This is a genomic window from Klebsiella sp. 141251, from assembly GCF_050600725.1.
Lineage (GTDB): Bacteria > Pseudomonadota > Gammaproteobacteria > Enterobacterales > Enterobacteriaceae > Klebsiella > Klebsiella aerogenes.
In genome coordinates, this window is sequence record NZ_JAQIRG010000001.1 from 679,150 (window position 1) to 700,071 (window position 20,922).

General features: G+C 55.6%; 21 protein-coding genes. 10 read left to right on the forward strand and 11 right to left on the reverse strand.

Annotated elements, in window-relative coordinates; all coding sequences use genetic code 11:
• The first annotated feature begins 307 nt into the window (after nt 1-307).
• From potF to PGR09_RS03325, 8 genes are all read left to right on the forward strand, one after another.
• Nucleotides 308-1,420 carry a spermidine/putrescine ABC transporter substrate-binding protein PotF gene (gene potF / locus PGR09_RS03290; protein WP_032711260.1) on the forward strand — a complete coding sequence of 371 codons (1,113 nt, stop codon included), beginning with the start codon at nt 308-310 and terminating at the stop codon, nt 1,418-1,420.
• A gap of 122 nt (nt 1,421-1,542) precedes the next feature.
• Nucleotides 1,543-2,676 (forward strand): putrescine ABC transporter ATP-binding subunit PotG, encoded by a 1,134-nt coding sequence (potG, locus tag PGR09_RS03295; protein WP_015367526.1) that lies wholly within the window; start codon nt 1,543-1,545, stop codon nt 2,674-2,676.
• 10 nt (nt 2,677-2,686) lie between these two features.
• Complete coding sequence (gene potH, locus PGR09_RS03300; protein ID WP_015367525.1) at nt 2,687-3,640, forward strand: putrescine ABC transporter permease PotH; 954 nt, start codon at nt 2,687-2,689, stop codon at nt 3,638-3,640.
• Nucleotides 3,637-4,482 (forward strand): putrescine ABC transporter permease PotI, encoded by an 846-nt coding sequence (gene potI / locus PGR09_RS03305; RefSeq protein WP_430915790.1) that lies wholly within the window; start codon nt 3,637-3,639, stop codon nt 4,480-4,482. Before potH ends, potI begins: the two co-directional genes overlap by 4 nt.
• A gap of 58 nt (nt 4,483-4,540) precedes the next feature.
• On the forward strand, nt 4,541-5,029 hold the full coding sequence (locus PGR09_RS03310) for a YbjO family protein (protein WP_045396319.1): 489 nt from the start codon (nt 4,541-4,543) through the stop codon (nt 5,027-5,029).
• Nucleotides 5,030-5,071: 42 nt separating this feature from the next.
• Nucleotides 5,072-6,199: a 23S rRNA (uracil(747)-C(5))-methyltransferase RlmC gene (rlmC, locus tag PGR09_RS03315; RefSeq protein ID WP_047049062.1), complete on the forward strand. Its 1,128-nt coding sequence runs from the start codon at nt 5,072-5,074 to the stop codon at nt 6,197-6,199.
• 77 nt (nt 6,200-6,276) lie between these two features.
• Entirely contained in the window at nt 6,277-6,993 is a 717-nt protein-coding gene (locus PGR09_RS03320; protein WP_015704857.1) for a response regulator transcription factor, read from the forward strand.
• Nucleotides 6,990-8,462, forward strand: a complete 1,473-nt coding sequence (locus PGR09_RS03325) for a sensor histidine kinase (RefSeq protein ID WP_063415068.1) — start codon at nt 6,990-6,992, stop codon at nt 8,460-8,462. The genes PGR09_RS03320 and PGR09_RS03325 overlap by 4 nt, the downstream gene beginning before the upstream one ends.
• A gap of 62 nt (nt 8,463-8,524) precedes the next feature.
• On the opposite strand, the gene artJ is transcribed toward PGR09_RS03325, so the two are convergent.
• The 8 genes from artJ to yahO all read right to left on the reverse strand — a co-directional run bounded on the left by artJ (nt 8,525) and on the right by yahO (nt 14,954).
• Entirely contained in the window at nt 8,525-9,256 is a 732-nt protein-coding gene (gene artJ, locus PGR09_RS03330) for an arginine ABC transporter substrate-binding protein ArtJ (RefSeq protein WP_015367519.1), read from the reverse strand.
• 179 nt (nt 9,257-9,435) lie between these two features.
• A complete protein-coding gene (gene artM / locus PGR09_RS03335) occupies nt 9,436-10,104 on the reverse strand; it encodes an arginine ABC transporter permease ArtM (RefSeq protein WP_015704859.1) in 669 nt (222 codons plus the stop codon).
• Nucleotides 10,104-10,820, reverse strand: coding sequence for an arginine ABC transporter permease ArtQ (gene artQ, locus PGR09_RS03340; protein ID WP_015367517.1), 717 nt, complete (start codon nt 10,818-10,820; stop codon nt 10,104-10,106). The genes artM and artQ overlap by 1 nt, the downstream gene beginning before the upstream one ends.
• 6 nt (nt 10,821-10,826) lie before the next feature.
• Nucleotides 10,827-11,558 (reverse strand): arginine ABC transporter substrate-binding protein ArtI, encoded by a 732-nt coding sequence (gene artI / locus PGR09_RS03345; RefSeq protein WP_015367516.1) that lies wholly within the window; start codon nt 11,556-11,558, stop codon nt 10,827-10,829.
• A gap of 19 nt (nt 11,559-11,577) precedes the next feature.
• Nucleotides 11,578-12,306, reverse strand: coding sequence for an arginine ABC transporter ATP-binding protein ArtP (artP, locus tag PGR09_RS03350; protein WP_045396312.1), 729 nt, complete (start codon nt 12,304-12,306; stop codon nt 11,578-11,580).
• Nucleotides 12,307-12,532: 226 nt separating this feature from the next.
• Complete coding sequence (locus PGR09_RS03355; RefSeq protein WP_045396309.1) at nt 12,533-13,048, reverse strand: lipoprotein; 516 nt, start codon at nt 13,046-13,048, stop codon at nt 12,533-12,535.
• Between the two features lie 146 nt (nt 13,049-13,194).
• On the reverse strand, nt 13,195-14,382 hold the full coding sequence (locus PGR09_RS03360) for an OmpP1/FadL family transporter (RefSeq protein WP_047078252.1): 1,188 nt from the start codon (nt 14,380-14,382) through the stop codon (nt 13,195-13,197).
• 299 nt (nt 14,383-14,681) lie between these two features.
• Complete coding sequence (yahO, locus tag PGR09_RS03365; RefSeq protein ID WP_045396302.1) at nt 14,682-14,954, reverse strand: DUF1471 family periplasmic protein YahO; 273 nt, start codon at nt 14,952-14,954, stop codon at nt 14,682-14,684.
• A gap of 364 nt (nt 14,955-15,318) precedes the next feature.
• On the opposite strand from yahO, the gene PGR09_RS03370 reads away from it, so the two are divergent.
• Nucleotides 15,319-16,458 carry a GGDEF domain-containing protein gene (locus PGR09_RS03370; RefSeq protein WP_045396296.1) on the forward strand — a complete coding sequence of 380 codons (1,140 nt, stop codon included), beginning with the start codon at nt 15,319-15,321 and terminating at the stop codon, nt 16,456-16,458.
• Nucleotides 16,446-17,288, forward strand: coding sequence for an N-acetylmuramoyl-L-alanine amidase (locus PGR09_RS03375; RefSeq protein WP_045396293.1), 843 nt, complete (start codon nt 16,446-16,448; stop codon nt 17,286-17,288). Before PGR09_RS03370 ends, PGR09_RS03375 begins: the two co-directional genes overlap by 13 nt.
• 45 nt (nt 17,289-17,333) lie before the next feature.
• On the opposite strand, the gene PGR09_RS03380 is transcribed toward PGR09_RS03375, so the two are convergent.
• From PGR09_RS03380 to ltaE, 3 genes are all read right to left on the reverse strand, one after another.
• A complete protein-coding gene (locus tag PGR09_RS03380) occupies nt 17,334-18,347 on the reverse strand; it encodes an NAD-dependent epimerase/dehydratase family protein (RefSeq protein WP_047049052.1) in 1,014 nt (337 codons plus the stop codon).
• Between the two features lie 87 nt (nt 18,348-18,434).
• Nucleotides 18,435-19,877 carry an SDR family oxidoreductase gene (locus PGR09_RS03385; RefSeq protein ID WP_047049050.1) on the reverse strand — a complete coding sequence of 481 codons (1,443 nt, stop codon included), beginning with the start codon at nt 19,875-19,877 and terminating at the stop codon, nt 18,435-18,437.
• Between the two features lie 10 nt (nt 19,878-19,887).
• Nucleotides 19,888-20,889 carry a low-specificity L-threonine aldolase gene (ltaE, locus tag PGR09_RS03390; RefSeq protein WP_045396282.1) on the reverse strand — a complete coding sequence of 334 codons (1,002 nt, stop codon included), beginning with the start codon at nt 20,887-20,889 and terminating at the stop codon, nt 19,888-19,890.
• Nucleotides 20,890-20,922: the final 33 nt, after the last annotated feature.

Genomic DNA, 20,922 nt, shown 5'->3' on the forward strand with positions numbered 1-20,922 from the left:
GGCGGTTGCTTATTTATTCTGTCACAAACCCTCATTTAAAGAATTATTCACTGCTGTTTTAGCGCTTCGCTTTTATCTCGTAGACCTTTATTGGCTGGAAATATGATCCAGGGCGTTTTTTTGCCTGGGCTATATCCTCTTATTCTGGCTACAGTTATTCTGGCGAGGCGTCCATTTGCGGGCAGCCAATCAGGGAGAGGTTTCCTCTCCTTATCTCAGGCAATGAAAAATATGCATGATTCTTGCATGCGTTCAGGTTCGTCTATTGCGTCCGTGAATTAACGGGCCTTGAGAAGGAAATACAGATATGACCGCCTTGGGTAAAAAATGGTTAACAGGTGTGATTACGGGTGCGCTGATGGCCGTTTCTGCCGGCTCGCTCGCAGCGGAACAAAAAACGCTGCACGTCTATAACTGGTCTGATTATATTGCGCCGGACACGGTCGCCAATTTTGAAAAAGAGACCGGTATTAAAGTGGTGTATGACGTATTTGATTCCAACGAGGTGCTGGAAGGTAAATTAATGGCCGGCAGCACCGGGTTCGATCTGGTGGTGCCATCGGCAAGCTTCCTTGAACGCCAGCTGGCGGCCGGAGTGTTCCAGCCGCTGGATAAAAGTAAACTCCCGAACTGGAAAAACCTCGACCCGAAAGTTTTACAACTGGTGGCGCGTCACGATCCCGATAACAAATATGCGATGCCGTACATGTGGGCGACTACCGGCATCGGCTATAACGTCGATAAAGTGAAAGCGGCGCTGGGTAAAGACGTACCGTTGAACAGCTGGGATCTGGTGCTCAAACCGGAAAACCTTGAGAAGCTGAAAAGCTGCGGCGTCTCCTTCCTTGATGCCCCCGAAGAGATTTTCTCGACGGTGCTGAACTATCTCGGCAAAGATCCAAACAGCACCAAAGCCGATGATTACACCGGACCGGCAACCGATCTGCTGTTGAAGCTGCGGCCCAATATCCGTTACTTCCACTCTTCGCAATATATTAATGACCTGGCAAACGGCGATATCTGCGTCGCTATCGGCTGGGCGGGCGATGTCTGGCAGGCGGCGAACCGGGCGAAAGAGGCGAAGAACGGCGTCAATATCTCCTACTTTATTCCGAAAGAGGGGGCGCTGGCCTTCTTTGATGTCTTCGCCATGCCGGCGGATGCCAAAAATAAAGACGAAGCCTATCAGTTCCTGAACTATCTGCTGCGCCCGGAGGTCATCGCCCACATCAGCGATCACGTCTACTACGCTAACGGCAACAAAGAAGCGACGCCGCTGGTCAGCGCCGACATCCGCAACAATCCGGCGATTTACCCGCCGGAGGATGTCTTCGCCAAGCTGTTCACCCTCAAGGTGCAGGATCCGAAGATTGACCGCGTGCGCACCCGCGCGTGGACCAAAGTGAAAAGCGGAAAATAACGCCATCAGGCCGGTACGCCGGGCCTGTAAAGGCCTGACCGACTGTTCGCTGGTGAACATAGAACTGAAGAATGTATGGCAACCGGGCCATACGGTGATTGTATTTGCCGGAGAGCACCCGAGTGAATGACGCAATGCCCCGCCCACAGGCGAAAGCCCCCAAAGCGCTGACCCCGCTGCTGGAAATCCGTAATTTAACCAAATCCTTCGATGGGCAACACGCCGTCGATGATGTCAATCTCACTATTTATAAAGGTGAAATATTTGCCTTACTGGGCGCGTCCGGCTGCGGTAAATCGACGTTGCTACGCATGCTGGCAGGTTTTGAGTTGCCCACCGCCGGGCAGATTGTGCTGGATGGCGTCGACCTGGCGCGCGTGCCGCCGTATCAGCGGCCGATCAATATGATGTTCCAGTCTTACGCGCTGTTTCCCCACATGACTGTTGAGCAAAATATCGCCTTTGGTCTCAAGCAGGACAAGCTGCCGAAGGCGGAGATTAACGCCCGCGTCCAGGAGATGCTGGCGTTGGTGCATATGCAGGAGTTCGCCAAACGCAAGCCGCACCAGCTTTCCGGTGGCCAGCGCCAGCGCGTGGCGCTGGCGCGAAGCCTGGCGAAGCGGCCGAAACTGCTGCTGCTTGATGAACCGATGGGCGCGTTGGATAAAAAACTGCGCGACCGGATGCAGCTTGAGGTGGTGGATATTCTTGAGCGCGTCGGCGTCACCTGCGTGATGGTCACCCATGACCAGGAAGAGGCGATGACCATGGCGGGCCGTATCGCCATCATGAACCGCGGAAAGTTCGTGCAGATAGGCGAGCCGGAGGAGATCTATGAACATCCGACGACCCGCTATAGCGCCGAGTTTATCGGTTCGGTAAACGTCTTCGAAGGGCTGGTCAAAGAGCGACTGGAAGATGGTCTGGTACTGAATGCGCCGGGGCTGGTGCATCCGCTGAAAGTCGATCCGGATGCCTCGGTGGTGGATAACGTGCCGGTCTGGGTGGCGCTGCGTCCGGAGAAAATCATGCTCTGCGACGAACCGCCAGCGGACGGCTTTAACTTTGCGGTAGGCGAGGTTATCCATATTGCCTACCTCGGCGATCTGTCTATCTATCATGTCCGTCTGAAAAGCGGGCAGATGATTAGCGCCCAGCTGCAAAACGAACATCGCCATCGCAAAGGCATGCCGACCTGGGGTGATGAAGTTCGTTTGTGCTGGGACGCCGATAGCTGCGTTGTTCTGACGGTGTAAGGAGAGGGCGATGAGCACATTAGAACCTCCAGCCGGCGGCAAAAAGCCCGGCGGTTTTGCCCTGTGGCTGGCGCGCCAGCAGATGGCCCACGGGCGTAAGCTGGTGATTGCGCTGCCGTATCTGTGGTTAATCCTGCTGTTTTTACTGCCATTCCTGATCGTTTTTAAAATCAGCCTGGCCGAAATGGCGCGGGCGATCCCGCCCTATACCGAGTTACTGTCGTGGGCCGACGGTCAATTGACGTTGACGCTTAATCTCGGCAACTTCCTGCAGCTGACCGACGATCCGCTGTACTTTGAGGCTTATCTGCAGTCGCTGCAGGTGGCGGCAATTTCCACCTTTTGCTGTCTGCTATTGGGCTATCCGCTGGCGTGGGCGGTGGCGCATAGCAAGCCCTCGACGCGCAATATCCTGCTGCTATTGGTGATATTACCTTCGTGGACCTCATTCCTCATTCGCGTTTACGCCTGGATGGGGCTGCTGAAAAGCAACGGGGTGCTCAATAACTTCCTGTTATGGCTTGGAGTTATCGATCAACCGCTGGAGATTTTGCATACCAACCTGGCGGTGTACATCGGTATCGTTTACGCCTACCTGCCGTTCATGGTGCTGCCGATTTATACCGCGCTGACGCGTATCGACTATTCGCTGGTGGAAGCGTCGCTGGATCTCGGCGCCCGGCCGTTAAAGACCTTCTTCCAGGTGATTGTTCCGTTAACGAAAGGCGGCATTATCGCCGGCTCGATGCTGGTGTTTATTCCGGCGGTGGGCGAGTTCGTCATCCCGGAGCTGCTCGGCGGACCTGACAGCATTATGATTGGCCGCGTGCTGTGGCAGGAGTTCTTTAATAACCGCGACTGGCCGGTAGCATCGGCGGTGGCGATTGTGATGCTGCTGCTGTTGATCGTGCCGATCATGTGGTTCCACAAACATCAGCAAAAACAGATGGGGGATCATGGATGAATGACTTACCGGTAGTACGTTCGCCATGGCGAATTCTGATCCTCGTGCTCGGTTTTACCTTTCTGTATGCGCCGATGCTGATGCTGGTTATCTATTCATTTAACAGTTCGAAGCTGGTGACGGTATGGGCGGGGTGGTCGACGCGCTGGTATAGCGAGCTGTTTCATGATGACGCGATGATGAGCGCGGTGGGGTTAAGCCTGACCATTGCCGCCTGTGCGGCGACGGCGGCGGCGATCCTCGGTACGATTGCCGCGGTGGTGCTGGTGCGTTTTGGCCGTTTTCGCGGTTCCAACGGTTTTGCTTTTATGATCACCGCGCCGCTGGTGATGCCCGATGTGATTACCGGGCTGTCGCTGCTGCTGCTGTTCGTCGCGTTGGGGCATTCCATCGGCTGGCCATCGGATCGCGGCATGTTGACGATATGGCTGGCGCACGTCACCTTCTGTACCGCCTACGTGTCGGTGGTGATCTCTTCACGTCTGCGCGAGCTGGACAGGTCAATCGAAGAGGCGGCGATGGATCTCGGCGCCGCGCCGCTGAAGGTGTTCTTCGTGATAACCTTGCCGATGATTATGCCGGCGGTCATTTCCGGCTGGTTGCTGGCCTTTACCTTGTCGCTTGATGATCTGGTGATTGCCAGCTTCGTTTCCGGGCCGGGGGCGACAACGCTGCCGATGCTGGTCTTCTCCAGCGTGCGGATGGGCGTTAACCCGGAAATTAACGCCCTGGCGACCTTAATCCTCGGCGTGGTGGGAATTGTCGGTTTTATCGCCTGGTATTTAATGGCTCGCGCAGAAAAGCAGCGCGTGCGCGATATCCAGCGTGCAAGAAGGGGCTGAACCCACTAAAATCGCTAACAGAGCCTATTATCGGCGCCGCACACGTGGCGCCGTTTTCATGGATGACTTTACGTTGGGATTGTTTACAAAAACTCGATCGTCTCATGCTCGTCTTAACGTCCCTGTGCTGGTACAGGTGGCGGCCTTTGCTATTATCTTAATTCGCGGTCTCGACCTGTTAATGATCCTCAATCAGCTTGGCGTGCAGGGAATTGCCGATTTTATCCATCGTAGCGTGCAAACCTGGGCCCTGACGCTGGTGTTTCTGGCGAGTCTGGCGTTGGTGTTTATCGAGATCTGGTGCGCCTTTTCGCTGGTGAAAGGCCGTAACTGGGCGCGCTGGCTCTACCTGCTGACGCAAATTATCGTCATCTCTTATCTGTGGGCGGCTTCGATTGGCTATGGCTATCCGGAACTGTTCAGCGTGGCCGGGGAGTCAAAGCGGGAAATTCTCCATGCGCTGTTTCTGCAGAAGCTGCCGGATCTGCTGGTGCTGGCGCTATTGTTTATCCCGGCGTCGTGCCGACGGTTTTTCCGCTTGCAATAACGGTGATACAATCCCCGCCCCGGTTTTTTTGAAGGTCTTCTTATGCACTGCGCACTTTACGACGCGGGCCGCTGCCGTTCCTGTCAGTGGCTGGAATTGCCATTGACGCAACAGCTCGCCGATAAAATGGCGAACCTGCGCGAACTGCTGGCGGGTCAGCCGGTGATGACATGGCTTGCTCCGGTCTCAGGTCCGGAGACGGCGTTTCGCAACAAAGCGAAAATGGTCGTAAGCGGTAGCGTAGAGCGCCCGCTGCTCGGCATGCTGCATCGCGATGGCACGCCGGAAGATCTCACCGATTGCCCGCTGTACCCGCCGAGTTTCGCGCCGGTTTTCGCCGCGCTGAAGCCGTTTATCGCCCGCGCCGGACTCACCCCCTATAACGTTGCCCGCAAGCGCGGCGAGCTGAAGTATTTGCTGCTGACCGAAAGCCAGCAGGGCGGCATGATGTTGCGTTTCGTCCTGCGCTCTGCGGATAAGCTTGCACAACTGCGCGCCGCGCTGCCGTGGCTGCAGCAGCAGTTGCCGCAGCTTAAGGTGATTACCGCCAATATTCAGCCCGTGCACATGGCTATCATGGAAGGGGAGCAGGAGATTTTCCTCAGCGATCAACCGGCGCTGGCGGAGAACTTTAACGGCGTACCGCTGTGGATCCGCCCGCAAAGCTTTTTCCAGACCAACCCGACGGTGGCGAGCCAGCTCTACGCTACCGCCCGCGACTGGGTGCGCGCGCTGCCGGTCAACCACATGTGGGATCTGTTTTGCGGCGTCGGCGGTTTTGGTCTGCACTGCGCCACCCCGCAGATGCGCCTTACCGGTATCGAAATCGCTCCGGAAGCCATCGCCTGCGCGAAGCAATCCGCGGCCCAGTTGGGGTTAAGCAATCTCCATTTTCAGGCGCTGGATTCCACGCAATTCGCGACGCATGAAGACGATATTCCACAGCTGGTGCTGGTCAACCCGCCGCGGCGCGGCATCGGCGCCGAACTGTGCGATTATCTAAGCCGCATGGCGCCGCCGTATATCATTTACTCGAGCTGTAACGCCCGGACAATGGCCGCAGATATTGACCGTCTGCAGGGCTATCGCGTTGAGCGTGTACAGTTGTTCGATATGTTCCCACATACCGCGCATTATGAAGTGCTGACGCTGCTGGTTCGTGAAGTTTAAACAAAATGTGAACTCTTTAAGCGGCTGAAATCGGGTAAGCTTTATGAAACGAGCGTGAAATTCGTGGAGCGAATCTGATGAGTAAAAAAATCCTGCTGGTGGAAGATGATGATGATATCGCGGCTTTGTTGCGCCTGAATCTGCAGGATGAAGGGTATCAAATCGTGCATGAAGCGGACGGCGCGCAGGCGCTGCGCCAGTTGGATAACGGCGTCTGGGACGCGGTGATTCTTGACCTGATGTTGCCCAACGTCGACGGGCTGGAGATTTGCCGCCGCATCCGCCAGCAAACGCGCTATCTGCCGGTGATTATTATTAGCGCCCGTTCCAGCGAAACCCAACGCGTGCAGGGGCTGGAGATGGGCGCCGATGATTATCTGGCGAAACCTTTTTCCCTACTGGAGCTGATTGCCCGGGTGAAGGCGGTGTTCCGCCGTCAGGAAGCGATGGGACAAAATCTCTTGATGGATGCTGGACGTATCGCCTGCCACGGCCTGAATATCGACCCGCTGTCCAGGGAAGTCAGGCTACGCGGTGAACTGGTGGATCTCACGCCGCGCGAATTCGATCTGCTCTATTACTTTGCCCGCCATCCCGGCGAAGTTTTTTCGCGCCTGGCGCTGCTGGATAGCGTCTGGGGCTATCAGCATGAAGGCTATGAACATACGGTCAACACGCATATTAATCGTCTGCGCACGAAAATAGAGCGCGACCCGGCAGAGCCGGACATTATTCTTACCGTCTGGGGGAAGGGCTATAAATTTGCCCCCTACAGCGCCGGGGCGCAGTCATGATCCGCCGACTCAGCCTCAGCCAACGGCTGTCGTTGGTGTTTATCGGCTTGCTGCTGCTGTGCGCGCTCTCCGTCTGCCTGCTCCAGCTCTATAGCAGCGCGCAGTACGGTAACGTCATGGTGCAGCGGCTTTCCGCCGGGCTGGCGCAGCAGATTGCCGCTCGCGAGCCGCTGCTCAACGCCCGCGGCGAGGTCGATCGCGCGGCATTGAAACCACTATTTGACCGTCTGATGGTGTTTAACCCAAGCGTCGAGCTGTACCTCGTTTCGCCGGATGGCGAGCTGCTGGCGGATGCCGCGCCGCCGGGGCACATTAAACGCCAGCGCATTGCCATGGCACCGGTGCAGGCGTTTCTCTCCGGCGGCGCGTGGCCGATTTATGGCGACGATCCCCGCAGCATGGACCAGCAAAAAGTGTTTAGCGCCGCGCCGCTACGCCTTGACGGCCAGCTACGTGGCTATCTTTATATTATTCTGCAGGGCGAAACGTTTAATGAACTGGCGCAGAGCGCCTGGCAGAAGACGCTGTGGAGCTTGCTGCTATGGACCCTGCTGCTGGTGGTGCTATTTGGCCTGTTGGCCGGCGGCCTGGCGTGGTACTGGGTAACGCGCCCGGTACGCCAGCTGACGGCGCTGGTGGCGGCGGGGGATAGCGACAGCATTCGCGCAATCAAAGCGCTGGCGGCGCAGGCGCCGGACCCGTATCCCGGAAATGAAGTGGCGCTGCTGCATAACCGTTTTATCGAACTGGCGCAGCAGATCGCCGGGCAGTGGGATCGGCTGGCCGATAGCGATCGTCAGCGCCGGGAGTTTATTGCCAATATTTCGCATGACCTGCGTACGCCGCTGACTTCGCTGCTGGGGTATCTGGAGACGCTATCGCTTAAGGATGATCGCCTGACGGCGCAGGAGCGCAAGCAGTATCTGAATATCGCGCTACGCCAGGGAAATAAAGTTCGTCATCTCTCACAACAGCTATTTGAGCTGGCGCGCCTTGAACATGGCGGTATTAAGCCGCAGCCGGAAAAGTTTATCCTTGCCGAGCTGATTCAGGACGTGGCGCAAAAATTCGATCTGGCGATTGCCACCCGCGAAATCCGTCTGCGCCTGGAATTGGCGTCAGGTTTGCCGTTGGTTGAGGCGGATCTTTCGATGATGGAGCGGGTATTAACCAATCTGCTGGATAACGCCATTCGCCATACTCCGCACGGGGGTGAAATTCGTCTGTCGTCGCGCCTGCAGGGGACGCAGGTGGTGGTTGAGGTGGCCGATAGCGGCCCGGGCGTCGCCGGTGAATTACGGGCCAATCTGTTTGAGCGGCCATCGGTACTGGAACCGGGGCAGCAGAGCGCCTCACGAGGCGGGCTGGGGTTGATGATTGTTCGGCGGATGCTGCAACTGCACGGGGGCGATATTCGCCTGCTGGAAGTACCGGCAGGGGCCTGTTTCCAGTTTACCCTGCCGCTGTAAGGGGGAGCGTTGCCGTTTGACCCGGCTCAGGCGGTTGCGCCGTAAGCCGGGAAGCGCAGGTCTTACTCCGGGAACCACTGGTTGCTAATTTTCTGGTAGGTTCCGTCAGCTTTAATCGCTTTCAGCGCGGCGTTGAGTTTTTCCAGCAGCGCTTTATTATCCGGGCGCACCGCAATGCCGAGACCGGTACCGAAGTACTGCGGGTCGGTCACTTTCGGCGTCGCCGCGCCTAACTGCGGGTTGGTCTTCAGCCATTCGTTGACCACCGCGGTATCGCCGAAGACGCCATCGATACGGCCGTTTTTCAGGTCGATAATGGCATTCTGATAGCTATCGTAAGCGACGGTTTTGACTTCCGGGTGCTTATCCTGCAGGTATTTCTGGTGCGTGGTGCCGTTTTCCATGCCGATACGCTTACCCTTCAGGTCATCAAAAGAGTGGTACGCGTCTTTTTTGGCGATCACCAGCGCCGAGTTGGCATAGTACGGGTCGGTAAACGCAACCTGTTTGCTACGCTCAGGCGTGATGTCCATGCCGGAAATTACCGCATCATACTTTTTAAATTTTAGCGCCGGGATCAGGCTGTCGAAAGCGTGGTTGGTAAAAGTACAGTCGGCCTGCATTTGCTTACACAGCGCTTTAGCCAGATCGAGATCGAAACCGACAATCTGGTTATTCGCATCCATGGATTCAAATGGCGGATAGGTCGCGGAAACGCCAAAGCTGATTTTTTCCGCGGCAGCGGCGCCAAAGGCGAAAGAGCTAAGCAGAGCGGCCAGAACTAACTTTTTCATAGTGGGACTCCCGTCGGTCAATCTTATGATGTTGTGCCGGTTTACGGCTGAAGTTCACAATGCCATTAAATGAATTTATATGCAATAAAGTTGTATGTTTATTTTATTGGTTATAAAAAAAACGGGTAAGCATTGGCACTTACCCGTTTCATTATTTACTGTTTATGCATTTCGTAATGTTAGTTACGACGCTCGAAGGCCAGCGCTTTTCTTTCCACCAGACGCATCAGCAGCGTCAGCAGGCCGTTCACCACCAGATAAATGATACCGGCTGCGCCGAAGACCATCACGTCATAGGTGCGCCCGTACAGCAGTTGGCCATGACCCATCACTTCCATCAGGGTGATGGTGTAAGCCAGCGAGGTGCTCTTAAAGACCAGTACCACTTCGTTAGAGTACGAGGAGAGGGCGCGTTTAAAAGCATACGGTAGCAGAATCGCCAGCGTATCCTTCTTGCTCATCCCCAGCGCGCTGCAGGACTGCCACTGGCCGTCCGGAATGGCGCGGATGGCGCCGTAGAACAGCTGGGTAGTATAAGCCGCGCTGTTTAACGATAAGGCGATCAGCGCGCACAGCCAGGGCTCAGAAATCAGATGCCACAGCACCGGGTAATTCTGCAATGACGGGAACTGTCCTGGCCCGTAGTAGATCAGGAAGATCTGCACCAGCAGCGGCGTCCCGGTAAACAGGGTGATATAGCCGCGGACGATCCACACCACCACCGGCGTTTTTAACGTCAGGACGATGGTAAAGATCAGCGCCAGGATCAGCGCCACGACGATCGATGCCGCGGTCAGCGTCAGGCTGGTATGCAGCCCTTTCAGCAGTTCGGGTAAGTAATCGAGCATCAACCTGGTCTCCGTTCGAAGCGCGTCGCACGCTGGTCAATACGCTTGAGGATGTATTGACTCAACAGGGTGATGACGAGATAAATCGCTGCCGCAATGATGTACCAGTTAAACGGCTCCTGAGTACGGGTAGCAATACTTTTGGTTTGCAGCATCAGGTCGTTGACGCTGATAAGGCTGACCAGCGCGGTATCCTTCAGCAGCACCAGCCACTGGTTGCCCAGACCCGGCAGAGCATGGCGCCACATCTGCGGCATCACCAGGCGAAAGAATATCGCCGCCTTCGACAAACCCAGCGCTTGTCCGGATTCCCACTGCCCCTGCGGCACCGCTTTCAAGGCGCCGCGCAGGGTCTGCGAGGCATAGGCTGCATACAGTAGGGAAAGCGCAATGGCGCCGCAGAGGAACGGGCTGACGTCGAAATTCTCAATTTGCATCTGTACCGGAATCTGCACAAACCCAAGATTGAGAGTAAAACCGTCAGACAGCGTCAGCAGCAGCTGTGAGGAACCAAAGTAGATAAACAGCACCACCAGAATTTCCGGTAGGCCGCGTAAAATCGTGACGATGCCGGTCGCCAGCCATGCCACAGGACGCCATTTCACCGACTCCAGCACGGCGAAAAGCATCGCCAGCACCAGGCCGATGACCAGCGCGCAAACGGCAAGGCCGACGGTCATCCCGGCGGCGCTTGCTAATGGAAAAAATTCGTTCATTCAGCGTTACTTCTGGAACCATTTGCTATAGATGGTCTGGTACGTCCCATCTTTCTTCACTTTTTCCAGCGCAGCATTAAATTTCTGCTGCAGCTCGGTATTGCCCTGACGAACCGCAATGCCGAGGCCGGTACCGAAGTAGTCTTTATCCGTCACTTTATCACCCACTGGCGCCAGCTTCGGATTGCTCTTCAGCCATTCGGTCACTACCGCCGTGTCGCCGAAGACGGCGTCAATGCGGCCGTTTTGCAGATCCAGTTTGGCATTCTGGTAGCTGTCGTAAGGAACGGTGGTGATTTCCGGATGCTTATCAGTGATGAATTTCTGGTGGGTAGTGCCGTTCTGCACGCCAACTTTTTTGCCTTTAAGCTGGTCAATGCCGGTGAACTTGCCCTGCTGGCCGACGAACAGCGCCGAGTTTTCATAATACGGGGTGCTGAACAGCACCTGTTTTTCACGCTCAGGGGTGATATCCATACCGGCCATGACGGCGTCGAAGCGGCGGAATTTCAGCCCTGGGATCAGACTATCGAAAGCCTGGTTAGTAAAGGTGCAGGTCGCGTCCATCTCTTTGCACAGCGCGTTAGCCAGATCGACGTCAAAGCCGACGATTTTGTTGTTGGCGTCTACCAGCTCAAACGGAGGGTAGGAGGCCTCGGTGGCGAAACGGATGGTCTGGGCTGCGGTAGCGGAAAGGCTCATGCCCGCGAGCAGAGCGGCAATCAGTACTTTTTTCATCGTTATTTCCCCGAAAACATCAATGTGAAAGATAGTTTTTAAAGGCGTCGGTTTGCGGATGCGTGAAGCAGTTAGCATCCCCTTGCTCAACGATATGCCCGTTTTCCATATACACCACGCGGCTGGCGGTTTTACGCGCCACTTCCACTTCGTGGGTAACGATAACCTGGGTGATTCCGGTCTCCGCCAGTTCGCGAATGATGCTGACGATCTGGGCAGTGATTTCCGGATCCAACGCGGCGGTGGGTTCATCAAATAGCAGCACCTGAGGCTCCATCATCAGCGCGCGGGCAATCGCTACGCGCTGCTGTTGACCGCCTGACAGATGCAGCGGATAGCGGTCGCTGTAAGGTTTAAGGCGTAAACGCTCGAGCAGTTTTTCGGCGCGCGCCAGCGCCTGATCTTTGGTTAATCCCAGCACGCGGCACGGGGCTTCGATCAGGTTTTGCACCACGGTCAGGTGTGGCCACAGGTTGTACTGCTGGAAGACCATCCCGACATTCTGGCGCAGCTCGCGAATAGCTTTGTCAGACGGCGCTTTGGTGAAGTCGAATTGATTACCGGCGATGTTTAAGGTACCGGAACGCGGCATCTCCAGCAGGTTGAGTACGCGAAGCAGCGAGCTTTTACCGGCGCCGCTTGGGCCGAGGAGCACCAGCGTTTCCCCCTGCGGGCAATCCAGCGTGATGTCGAACAGCGCCTGGTGCGCGCCGTAGAAGCAATTAATGCCGTTTAGTTTAATACTCATCTGGGCAGTCTGATACGAATAGCTATTGAGGCCGCAAATAGTACCTTTGACAGAATAGTTATGCAATATTTATGCGTTAAAAGTTAAATGTAAACCACATTTATCACTAAAGTTAGCACAAAATATGGGTTCGTGTGGTAGGGGGGAACAAATGTCGGCATTACCGCACGGAATACCGACATTTTACCGGGGTTATCGTTTCAGCGGGGTGGCTTTAACGCCGAAATCAGCGTTTCTCAAGACTCTGACGCAGCGTACCCGCCGGAGCGTGGCTGTTTATGCCAAGGTAGCGGACATCGTCAACCGCCCAGCACTGGCCTTCCTGAATCATCAGCACTTCATCTTTCCAGCTCTGCGTACCCTGTTTCAATTCGACGCGCAGCGGAATATTGCGCGCATCGCGGTTCGGGATGGTCGAGGCGCTGGCGACGTCGGCGCTATCCGCCGGGGTGGAACTACTCGAGAATGGATTTGATTGCAGCAGCGCGTTACGCGATGGATCCTGACGGGCGTCGTTCAGCAGTTTAGCCAGATCGTCGCTCAGATACGGGCGCAGCGCGGTGAGATCGTTATTTCGGTGCTGGATTTGATAATCATAGAACTGCTGCGCTACCTCGTCCGGGCCGCCCTCGATGCAGGAACCGCTGCGGGTGCCGTTGTCTTTATAAGCCGGGGTCACGGTGGTACAGGCGCTCAGCGCCAGTGCGCAAGGCAAAACAAGTGCAAGAATGTTGTAGCGCATGATGATTTCCTTATGAACTCACTACGTTGTTAGATTCTGCTAAAGCATAGCGTAAGCGCGCCAATTGTACTTGACGCAAAGAGCTAAGACCTTGATGTGACAACGACCATCGGCTGCCCGCGCCTCTTGTGCGGGCAGCCGGCGTATCAGAACTGATAACTATAGTTGACGCTGGCGAACCACAGATAAGGGCGATCGTAGCTGCCGGCAATGAGTTCCGGTGATTTTACGTGGGAAGATTGCATGTGCAGATAAGAGACTGCGACGCCGATATTGCTGGCCGGGGTTATCTGGTATTGCGCGCCGGTGGCGAAGCGCCACTCATCGCCGGTCGGCAGCGAGAGCGCGGTGTCGCTTTGTGAATCATAAACCGTGCTGTCGAACCCGACGCCGGCGTTCAGACGCCACTGCTCGGTCGGCCGGTACTGTACGCCGACGGCGGTATGCCAGGAGTCCTTCAGGCGGTTATTTTTACTACTTTCGTGACCGGCAACGGTGATTTGCGGGCTGCCGAACTGGCTCCAGTCCTGCCAGCCGAGATCGCCCATGACCGACCACTGTTTATTGATGTCATGCACCAGGCTGAGCATAATCTGCTGCGGCGCGCGGACCTGGGCGGAAATCGGTAGATCATATGAGACGTTCGGTAAATTAGGGAAACGCGCTTTCCCCTTAACGTTAAAGTCATAATCGGTTTTACTGTTCCAGGTGATGCCGGCGCGGGTCTGGTCGGTCAACTGCATCAGCAAACCCAGGCGGTAACTCATCGCCCAATCATAATCTTTATCTTTCTCGTCATTGCCGTCGACGTTGCGCGTTAGCGACAAATAACCGTAGTTCAGGTTGGCGGAGGCGCCGACAGAGAGCCGATCGTTAAGTTTCCATGCCAGCGATGGGCTCAGCGTCATCGCCACCATGGTGCTTTTTTTGATCAGCCGGTCGCCGGCCCAGTTGCCAAAATCAATGCCTAAACCGTAGTTGCCGTACAGACCGATCCCGGCATACACCTCATCATTGATTTTCTGCGCATAAAAGCCGCTGGCGTTAGGGAACAGATTCATCACGTTACCAGGACTATTACCGCCGTGGTCATTATTCATCTGGTACGGGACATCGCCGCCCATGACCTGTGCGCCGCCGGTAAACATATGATCCGGCAGCCGGGTCATGCCGGCAGGGTTGGTGACGATGGTGGAGGCATCCTGCGCGCGGGCGGCCTGGCCTGCGCCTGCCAGGCCGACGTCTTCGGTGCCGATTTCATAAAAATAGAGCGCGCTGGCATGGGTAAAGCCAGAGCAGAGCAACCCAGAAATAAGAAATGCGATTTTTTTCATTTGCCACCTGCGGTAATTTAAACGCGAGCATCTTCTTATGCCCAAAAGTATAGAGGACATCTCTTTTTGGCGTCGAATTTATACTGATAGTCCAGGGGGATATATTGCGAGTCCGATAACGGAGTGGATTAACTATTTTAGACGTTATCCGGATTAGCATCCTGATGAAGGCGCATATTTGATATGACTAGTCGCGGATGGTAAATGAGAAAGGCGTATAAAAATAAATGTTCGCAGGAAAATTAAAAAGAAGCATTATCATCCTCAGATGATAATGCTCTTATAATGGGAAAAACTAATTATTTCTTCTTATAGATATTCGCGGATACGTGCAGTTTCTTATCGGTATTGCCGGAAGAGAGAACCACAACGTCAGCGCCTTTTTCATCGGCTTTTTTGATCAGTTCTTCGCGCGCATCGCTTGGCGCAGTTTGACCGGTAGAGGAGATGGTACCAATTTTGTGGTATTGACCCTGTACTTTAGCGAAATCTTCTTTGCTCAGAATTTCTGCAGAAAATGCGTTCGCGGTTAAAAACAATGCTGCACCTGCCACTAAAGCTGCATATTTCATATTATTAATCTCCATTGTTTATCTTGCTATCATCATGCCCTTGTTTTAACTAACCAATGAGCGCCATCAGATTGAATCAAGCCCGTCTTTTTTTCAAGCGAAATGCTGCATTTTTATGACCTTTAATTAACGATTTTTTAAAGAAAAGATGACGTGGTTCTCATTGATAACGCTTGCTTTTTATTGCGCAATAGACTGTATCGGGGCGTAAGATCTTTTTCATCTGTCGTTAGCTGAAAATGACGTTAAGCGGCGAGTGGCTGAAGCGGCCGGCAACAGACATTCCCGGATTGATGGTTTATCATATAGAAAAGTTACCGCGGGCAGCTTAACGCATTGTCCAGATGCTGAAAAAGGAGTAGCTATGCCGACAGAACAACGGCTGGATCCGCGCGAAAATCGAACGATGCTGTGGGCCAGTCGCGAAAATGTGCAAAAACACGCGCTGTCGCGCAGCATGCCGTGGCTGGCGTTCGTCAATATTGCCTTTGCCTTGATGGTCATCTTCCGCAACGTTCTGTTCACCGAGTTCAATCATCAAAGATTGACTAATCCAGATATTATCCCTTATCTGGAGATGGCGCTTGGGGTCATTATCGTTTTCTCGCTGGCGCTTTGCGTGATGGTTATCTCCGGGCGAATATTAAGTGGTATTTATGCCACTAAAGTGATTTCTGCTATCTTATTGATCCTCAGCTTATGTTGGGCGATGAGTAGTTACTGTTTCATCATTTTATGGTCGCTGCCGTTCGCCTGGCCGCTGCTGGTTATTTTAATGACCACCGGTCTTGCCGCGCTCTATTATTTCCCGGTGGGCCTTGTAGCTTACCTTGTTCCTTTATGGGGTACTTCATTACTCGCTGGGGTGCAAATACATCACGGCGTCGATTTACGTTTTTTAATTCTTTGGGTAATTTGTACCGCTATTATGGTATACGGCCGTCAGATATTACAGCGCTGGTATGATGAAGCCTGGAATACCCATCAGGAGAATATGCAACTGATTAACCGGCTGGAAAACATGGCTAATCAGGATGCGTTGACGGCGACGGCTAACCGTCGGGCGCTGGACAATTTTTTGGCTCAGGCCTGGGAACGGAAAGAGCCGCTGGCGCTGATCATTCTCGATGTCGACTTTTTTAAACGTTATAACGACCACTACGGTCACCAGGCCGGTGATTACTGCCTCTCCTGCATCGCCTCAGTGCTGAAGATGTCGGTGCGCGCGCAGGATGATATGGTGGCGCGCTATGGCGGCGAGGAGTTTGTGATTGTCCTGCCGCTGCAATCATTAGATAGCGCTACGGCGGTGGCGCAGCGGATCCAACAGAAAATTCGCGAAGCGGCGCTGCCGCATGCCAAATCCGATGTTGGGCCGCTGGTGACGGTCAGTATGGGGATTGTCGCTTCAGAGGGAGGCACCCCGCCTTCAGAGTTGATCGCGCAGGCGGATGCGGCGCTGTATAAAGCCAAGCAAGAAGGGCGTAATCGATGGTCTTATTAGGAAAGCGCATTATCCAGCTTGCGCTTGCCGCGTTGCTGCTGGCAGGCTGTGCGCAGGAGCAGGGCATTGTCGACAAACAGGGTTATCAGCTGGATACCCGTCATCCGGCGCAGGCGGCTTATCCTCGTATTAAGGTCCTGGTCATTCACTATACCGCCGATAACTTTGATGTCTCGTTGGCGACCCTGACCGATAAAGAGGTCAGTTCGCACTATTTAATTCCCGAGCAGCCGCCGCTGCGCCACGGTAAACCGCGTATCTGGCAACTGGTGCCGGAGGAAGATTTAGCCTGGCACGCCGGCATCAGCTTCTGGCGCGGCAGTACGCGGATCAACGATACGTCGATTGGTATTGAGCTGGAAAATCGCGGCTGGCAAAAAAACGGCGATATAAAAAGTTTTACCCCATTTAATCCAGCGCAAATTGCAGCGCTTATCCCGCTGGCGAAAGATATCATCGCCCGCTATCACATTCAGCCGCAGAACGTCGTCGCCCATGCTGATATCGCGCCGCAGCGTAAGGACGACCCCGGCCCGCTGTTCCCGTGGCGAGCGCTGGCGCAGCAGGGGATTGGTGCCTGGCCCGATGATGCGCGTGTCGCCTTTTATCTGCAAGGGCGCCCGAGCTGGCAGCCGGTCGATCGCGGCGAATTGTTAGACCTGCTGTCGCGCTACGGCTATCAGGTCACTCCGGAGATGACCCCGGCGCAGCAAAAACGGGTGATCATGGCTTTCCAGATGCACTTCAGGCCATCACGCTGGGACGGCGTGGCCGATGCGCAAACGCAGGCCATCGCCGAGGCGTTGCTGGAAAAATATGGGCAGGGGTGAACATTTGGCAGCAAACAGGATGGTTTGCTGCCGTAATCGACGGTTTTAATCGTGCAGTTTACCGTGGTCTTTTAACCACGCTGCGGTGCGCGAAACGCCCTCATCCAGGGTAACGATCGGCTGATAACCAAGTTCCTGCTGGGCGCGGGAGATATCGAGGGTAAAGTCGAAATTGAGCTTTGAGACGCCGTAATGGGTGAAGGCCGGTTCTTTTGCCGATTTATTACCGAAATGCTCCATGCTACGGGCGATAATATCCAGCATCGGATAGGGCACCGAACGGATTCTGCACTTGATGCTCAGCTCGTCAATAAGCTTCTGCACAATGCTACGCAGCGTCCGCGGCTCGCCGTTGCTGATATTCCACGCCCGCGCGGAAGGTAAGTGGTCGCACTGCGGCTGACTGGCCAGCCACATCGCATGCACCGCATTTTCGTAGTAGGTCATATCCACCAGCGCGTTACCGCCGCGCGGCAGGAGCACGCTGCCGTAGTGGCGCATCATCTGCACCATTCGCGGAATAAAGACCTTATCATGCGGCCCGAACAGGCTTTGCGGGCGCAATATCGTAAAGCGGGTATGCGGGTTCGCCTGCGCCAACAGATTGATAACCTCTTCGCTGGCCGCCTTGCTGCGGGCGAATTCATTGGCGAAGCGGTGCGGGCGGAAATCTTCCTGAATATCGCGATGGTGGTGATAATCGAAATAGAGCGAAGGTGATGAAATATGGACGAAATTGCGTACGCCCCAGGCCACGGACCATTCGCCAAGGCGGCGCGTTGCGCGAACGTTGGCTAAATCGAAGGCTTGCTGGGTTCCCCACGGCGAGGTAAAGCTGGAACAGTGCCATAGCGTATCGATACCGGCGAGCATCACTTTAGCCTGCGAAGAGACCAGTTCGGTTAGATCAGCAGGAATAAATTCCGCGCCCATTTTGCTCAGAAGCTTACCCATCGCTTCGTTGCGCCCGGTTGCTCGCACGCTGATGCCCTTGTTGCGCAGATATTCCACCGCATTACGGCCTAATCCGCTGGTCGCACCGGTAACCAGTACCTTCATATCAATCTACTGTCCCAGAAAAGAATTTCGTGCGCATTTTTCCGTGATTCTCCCGAGTATGCAATGAGAATCATGAAAGAATAACGCTTAATCTTCGTTTTTGCCTGTGATTTGCTCGGCCTGGCGGGCGATGCGTCGCGCCATGCCGCGAAAAATAAACAGATGCGCCGGGATCATCAGCAGCCAGTAGAACAGGCCAGGCATGCCGTGTGGATGCCACCAGGCGCGAACGTCGAGCTCGCGATGGTCGCCTTTATCGCGAATGGTAAAGCTTAAACGACCAAGACCGGGAGCTTTCATGCCAAACAATAGGGTTAACTGTTGTTCTTCTTCCACAATAATCACTTTCCAACTGTCGACCGTATCGCCGGTTTGCAGATAGTCATGCCGCGGTCGCCCCTTGGCCAGGCGGTGGCCGACCAGCAGATCCATGGCGCCGCGGATTTTCCACAGGATATTGCCGAAGAAGTACCCCTCTTTGCCGCCGATTTGGTTCACCACTCGCCACAGCGCCTTACGGCTCGCCCGGGTGCTAACGGTGCAGCCTGCCTGCTTGGGGTAATAGCCATACTCCGGCCGCCAGCGGGCGAAAGCCTGGGCGTCGTAGCCCCAGTCGCTGGAGTTCACCAGCTGTTCTTCCTCTTTCAGGGTACGACGCACCGCCTGATCGAAGGGAATCAAGGTTTGCGGGATCAGCGCGCGTAGCGAACGATCGTCGGCGATCAGATCGTGCTTGAGCCCCTGAATTAGTGCTTTAGCGATGGTGGGGGGCACCGAGGTGATAACGTTCAGGAACCACACCGAAATCCAGCGGGTCGGAAAGGGGATAGGGATCAACAGGCGATGCCTACCGCTGACCGCCATAAAATGGGTGAACTGCTGCTGATAGCTGAGAACATCCGGGCCGGCGGCCTCGAAAACGCGGTGTTCACGGGCCGGATGGTTGAGTAACTCCACCAGATAGTAGAGCAGGTTTTCCAGCGCGATGGGCGTGGTGCGCGATCGAACCCAGCGCGGCGGCGTCAGCACCGGCAGGTTGTAAACCATGTCGCGCATTACTTCAAAAGCGGCGGATCCGGCGCCGACGATGATACCCGCCCGTAACTCGGTGACGGGGATCCCTGACTCGCGTAGAACATCGGCCGTCACCTGGCGGGCGCGCAGATGGTCGGACTGCTCCTGCGCCGGAGCCTGCAGCGAGCTGAGAAATATCACCTGGCGCACCGGCGTCTGACGCAAAGCATCGCGCACGTTAACGGCGACCCGGCGTTCATGAGCGATGAAATCACCGCCTTCGCCCATGCCATGCACCAGGTAGTAAAGGGTATCGACCCCGCGAAGCAGAGCAGGGAGATCCTGCGGCTGATTGAGGTCGATAGCGTGGCAGGTGACGCCGGGAAGATCGAGCTTCTGCAGCCTGTCGATATGGCGTGCCGCCGCCAACACCGGATAACCTCGCGCGCTTAATTCGCGCACCAGATGCTGGCCAATATAGCCGCTGGCGCCAAGCACCAGAATAGATTGCGACACGCCTGACTCCTTAGCGTTGTAAAAAGGCTTGCCAGTGACCGACCACTTCCGTCAACTGCTGGCGGTTAACATCGAGATGCATGACCAGACGCACGACAGGCGAGGCGTTGATCAACACGCCGCGGGCCTGCATGAATTCGCCGAGCGCCCGAGCCTGCTCCTCACCGACGCGCACGAACAGCATGTTGGTGTCGTGGCGCATCACGTCAGCGCCGACGGCGCGAAGCTGTTCCGCCATCCACGCGGCGTTGTCGTGATCCTCCTGCAGACGGGAAACGTTATTCTGCAGAGCATACAGACCGGCGGCGGCCAGAATGCCTGCCTGACGCATCCCGCCGCCGACCATTTTACGCCAGCGAATGGCGCGGCGGATGTACGCTTCGTTGCCCAGCAGCAGAGAACCGACCGGCGTACCGAGCCCTTTTGACAGGCAAATGGTGAACGAATCGCAGTACTGCGCGATATCGCGCAGCTCGCAGCCGTACTCTACAACGGCGTTGAAGATACGCGCGCCATCGACGTGTAGCGCCAGATTGCGCTGGCGGGTGAACGCCCAGGCCTCTTGCAGATAGCCGCGTGGCAGCACCTTACCGTTGTGCGTGTTCTCCAGGCTTAACAGGCGGGTGGGGGCGAAATGGATATCGTCGGGCTTTATTTTGGCCGCCACTTTATCCAACGGTAGCGAACCGTCCGCCGCGGCATCGATCGGCTGCGGCTGAATGCTGCCCAGCACCGCAGCGCCGCCGGCTTCATACAGATAGTTATGCGCGCCCTGGCCGACGATGTACTCTTCGCCGCGCTGACAGTGGCTAAGCAGGCCAACGAGGTTGGCCTGGGTGCCGGTAGGCAGAAACAGCGCCGCCTCTTTACCTGCGAGCTCAGCGGCATAGCGCTGGAGTTCATTGACGGTCGGGTCGTCGCCATACACATCGTCCCCGACCGGGGCGGCCATCATGGCCTCCAGCATGGCGCGCCCGGGGCGGGTTACGGTATCACTGCGAAGATCTATCACGGCATATCCTTGTTCTGATTCAGGGTGATAGCA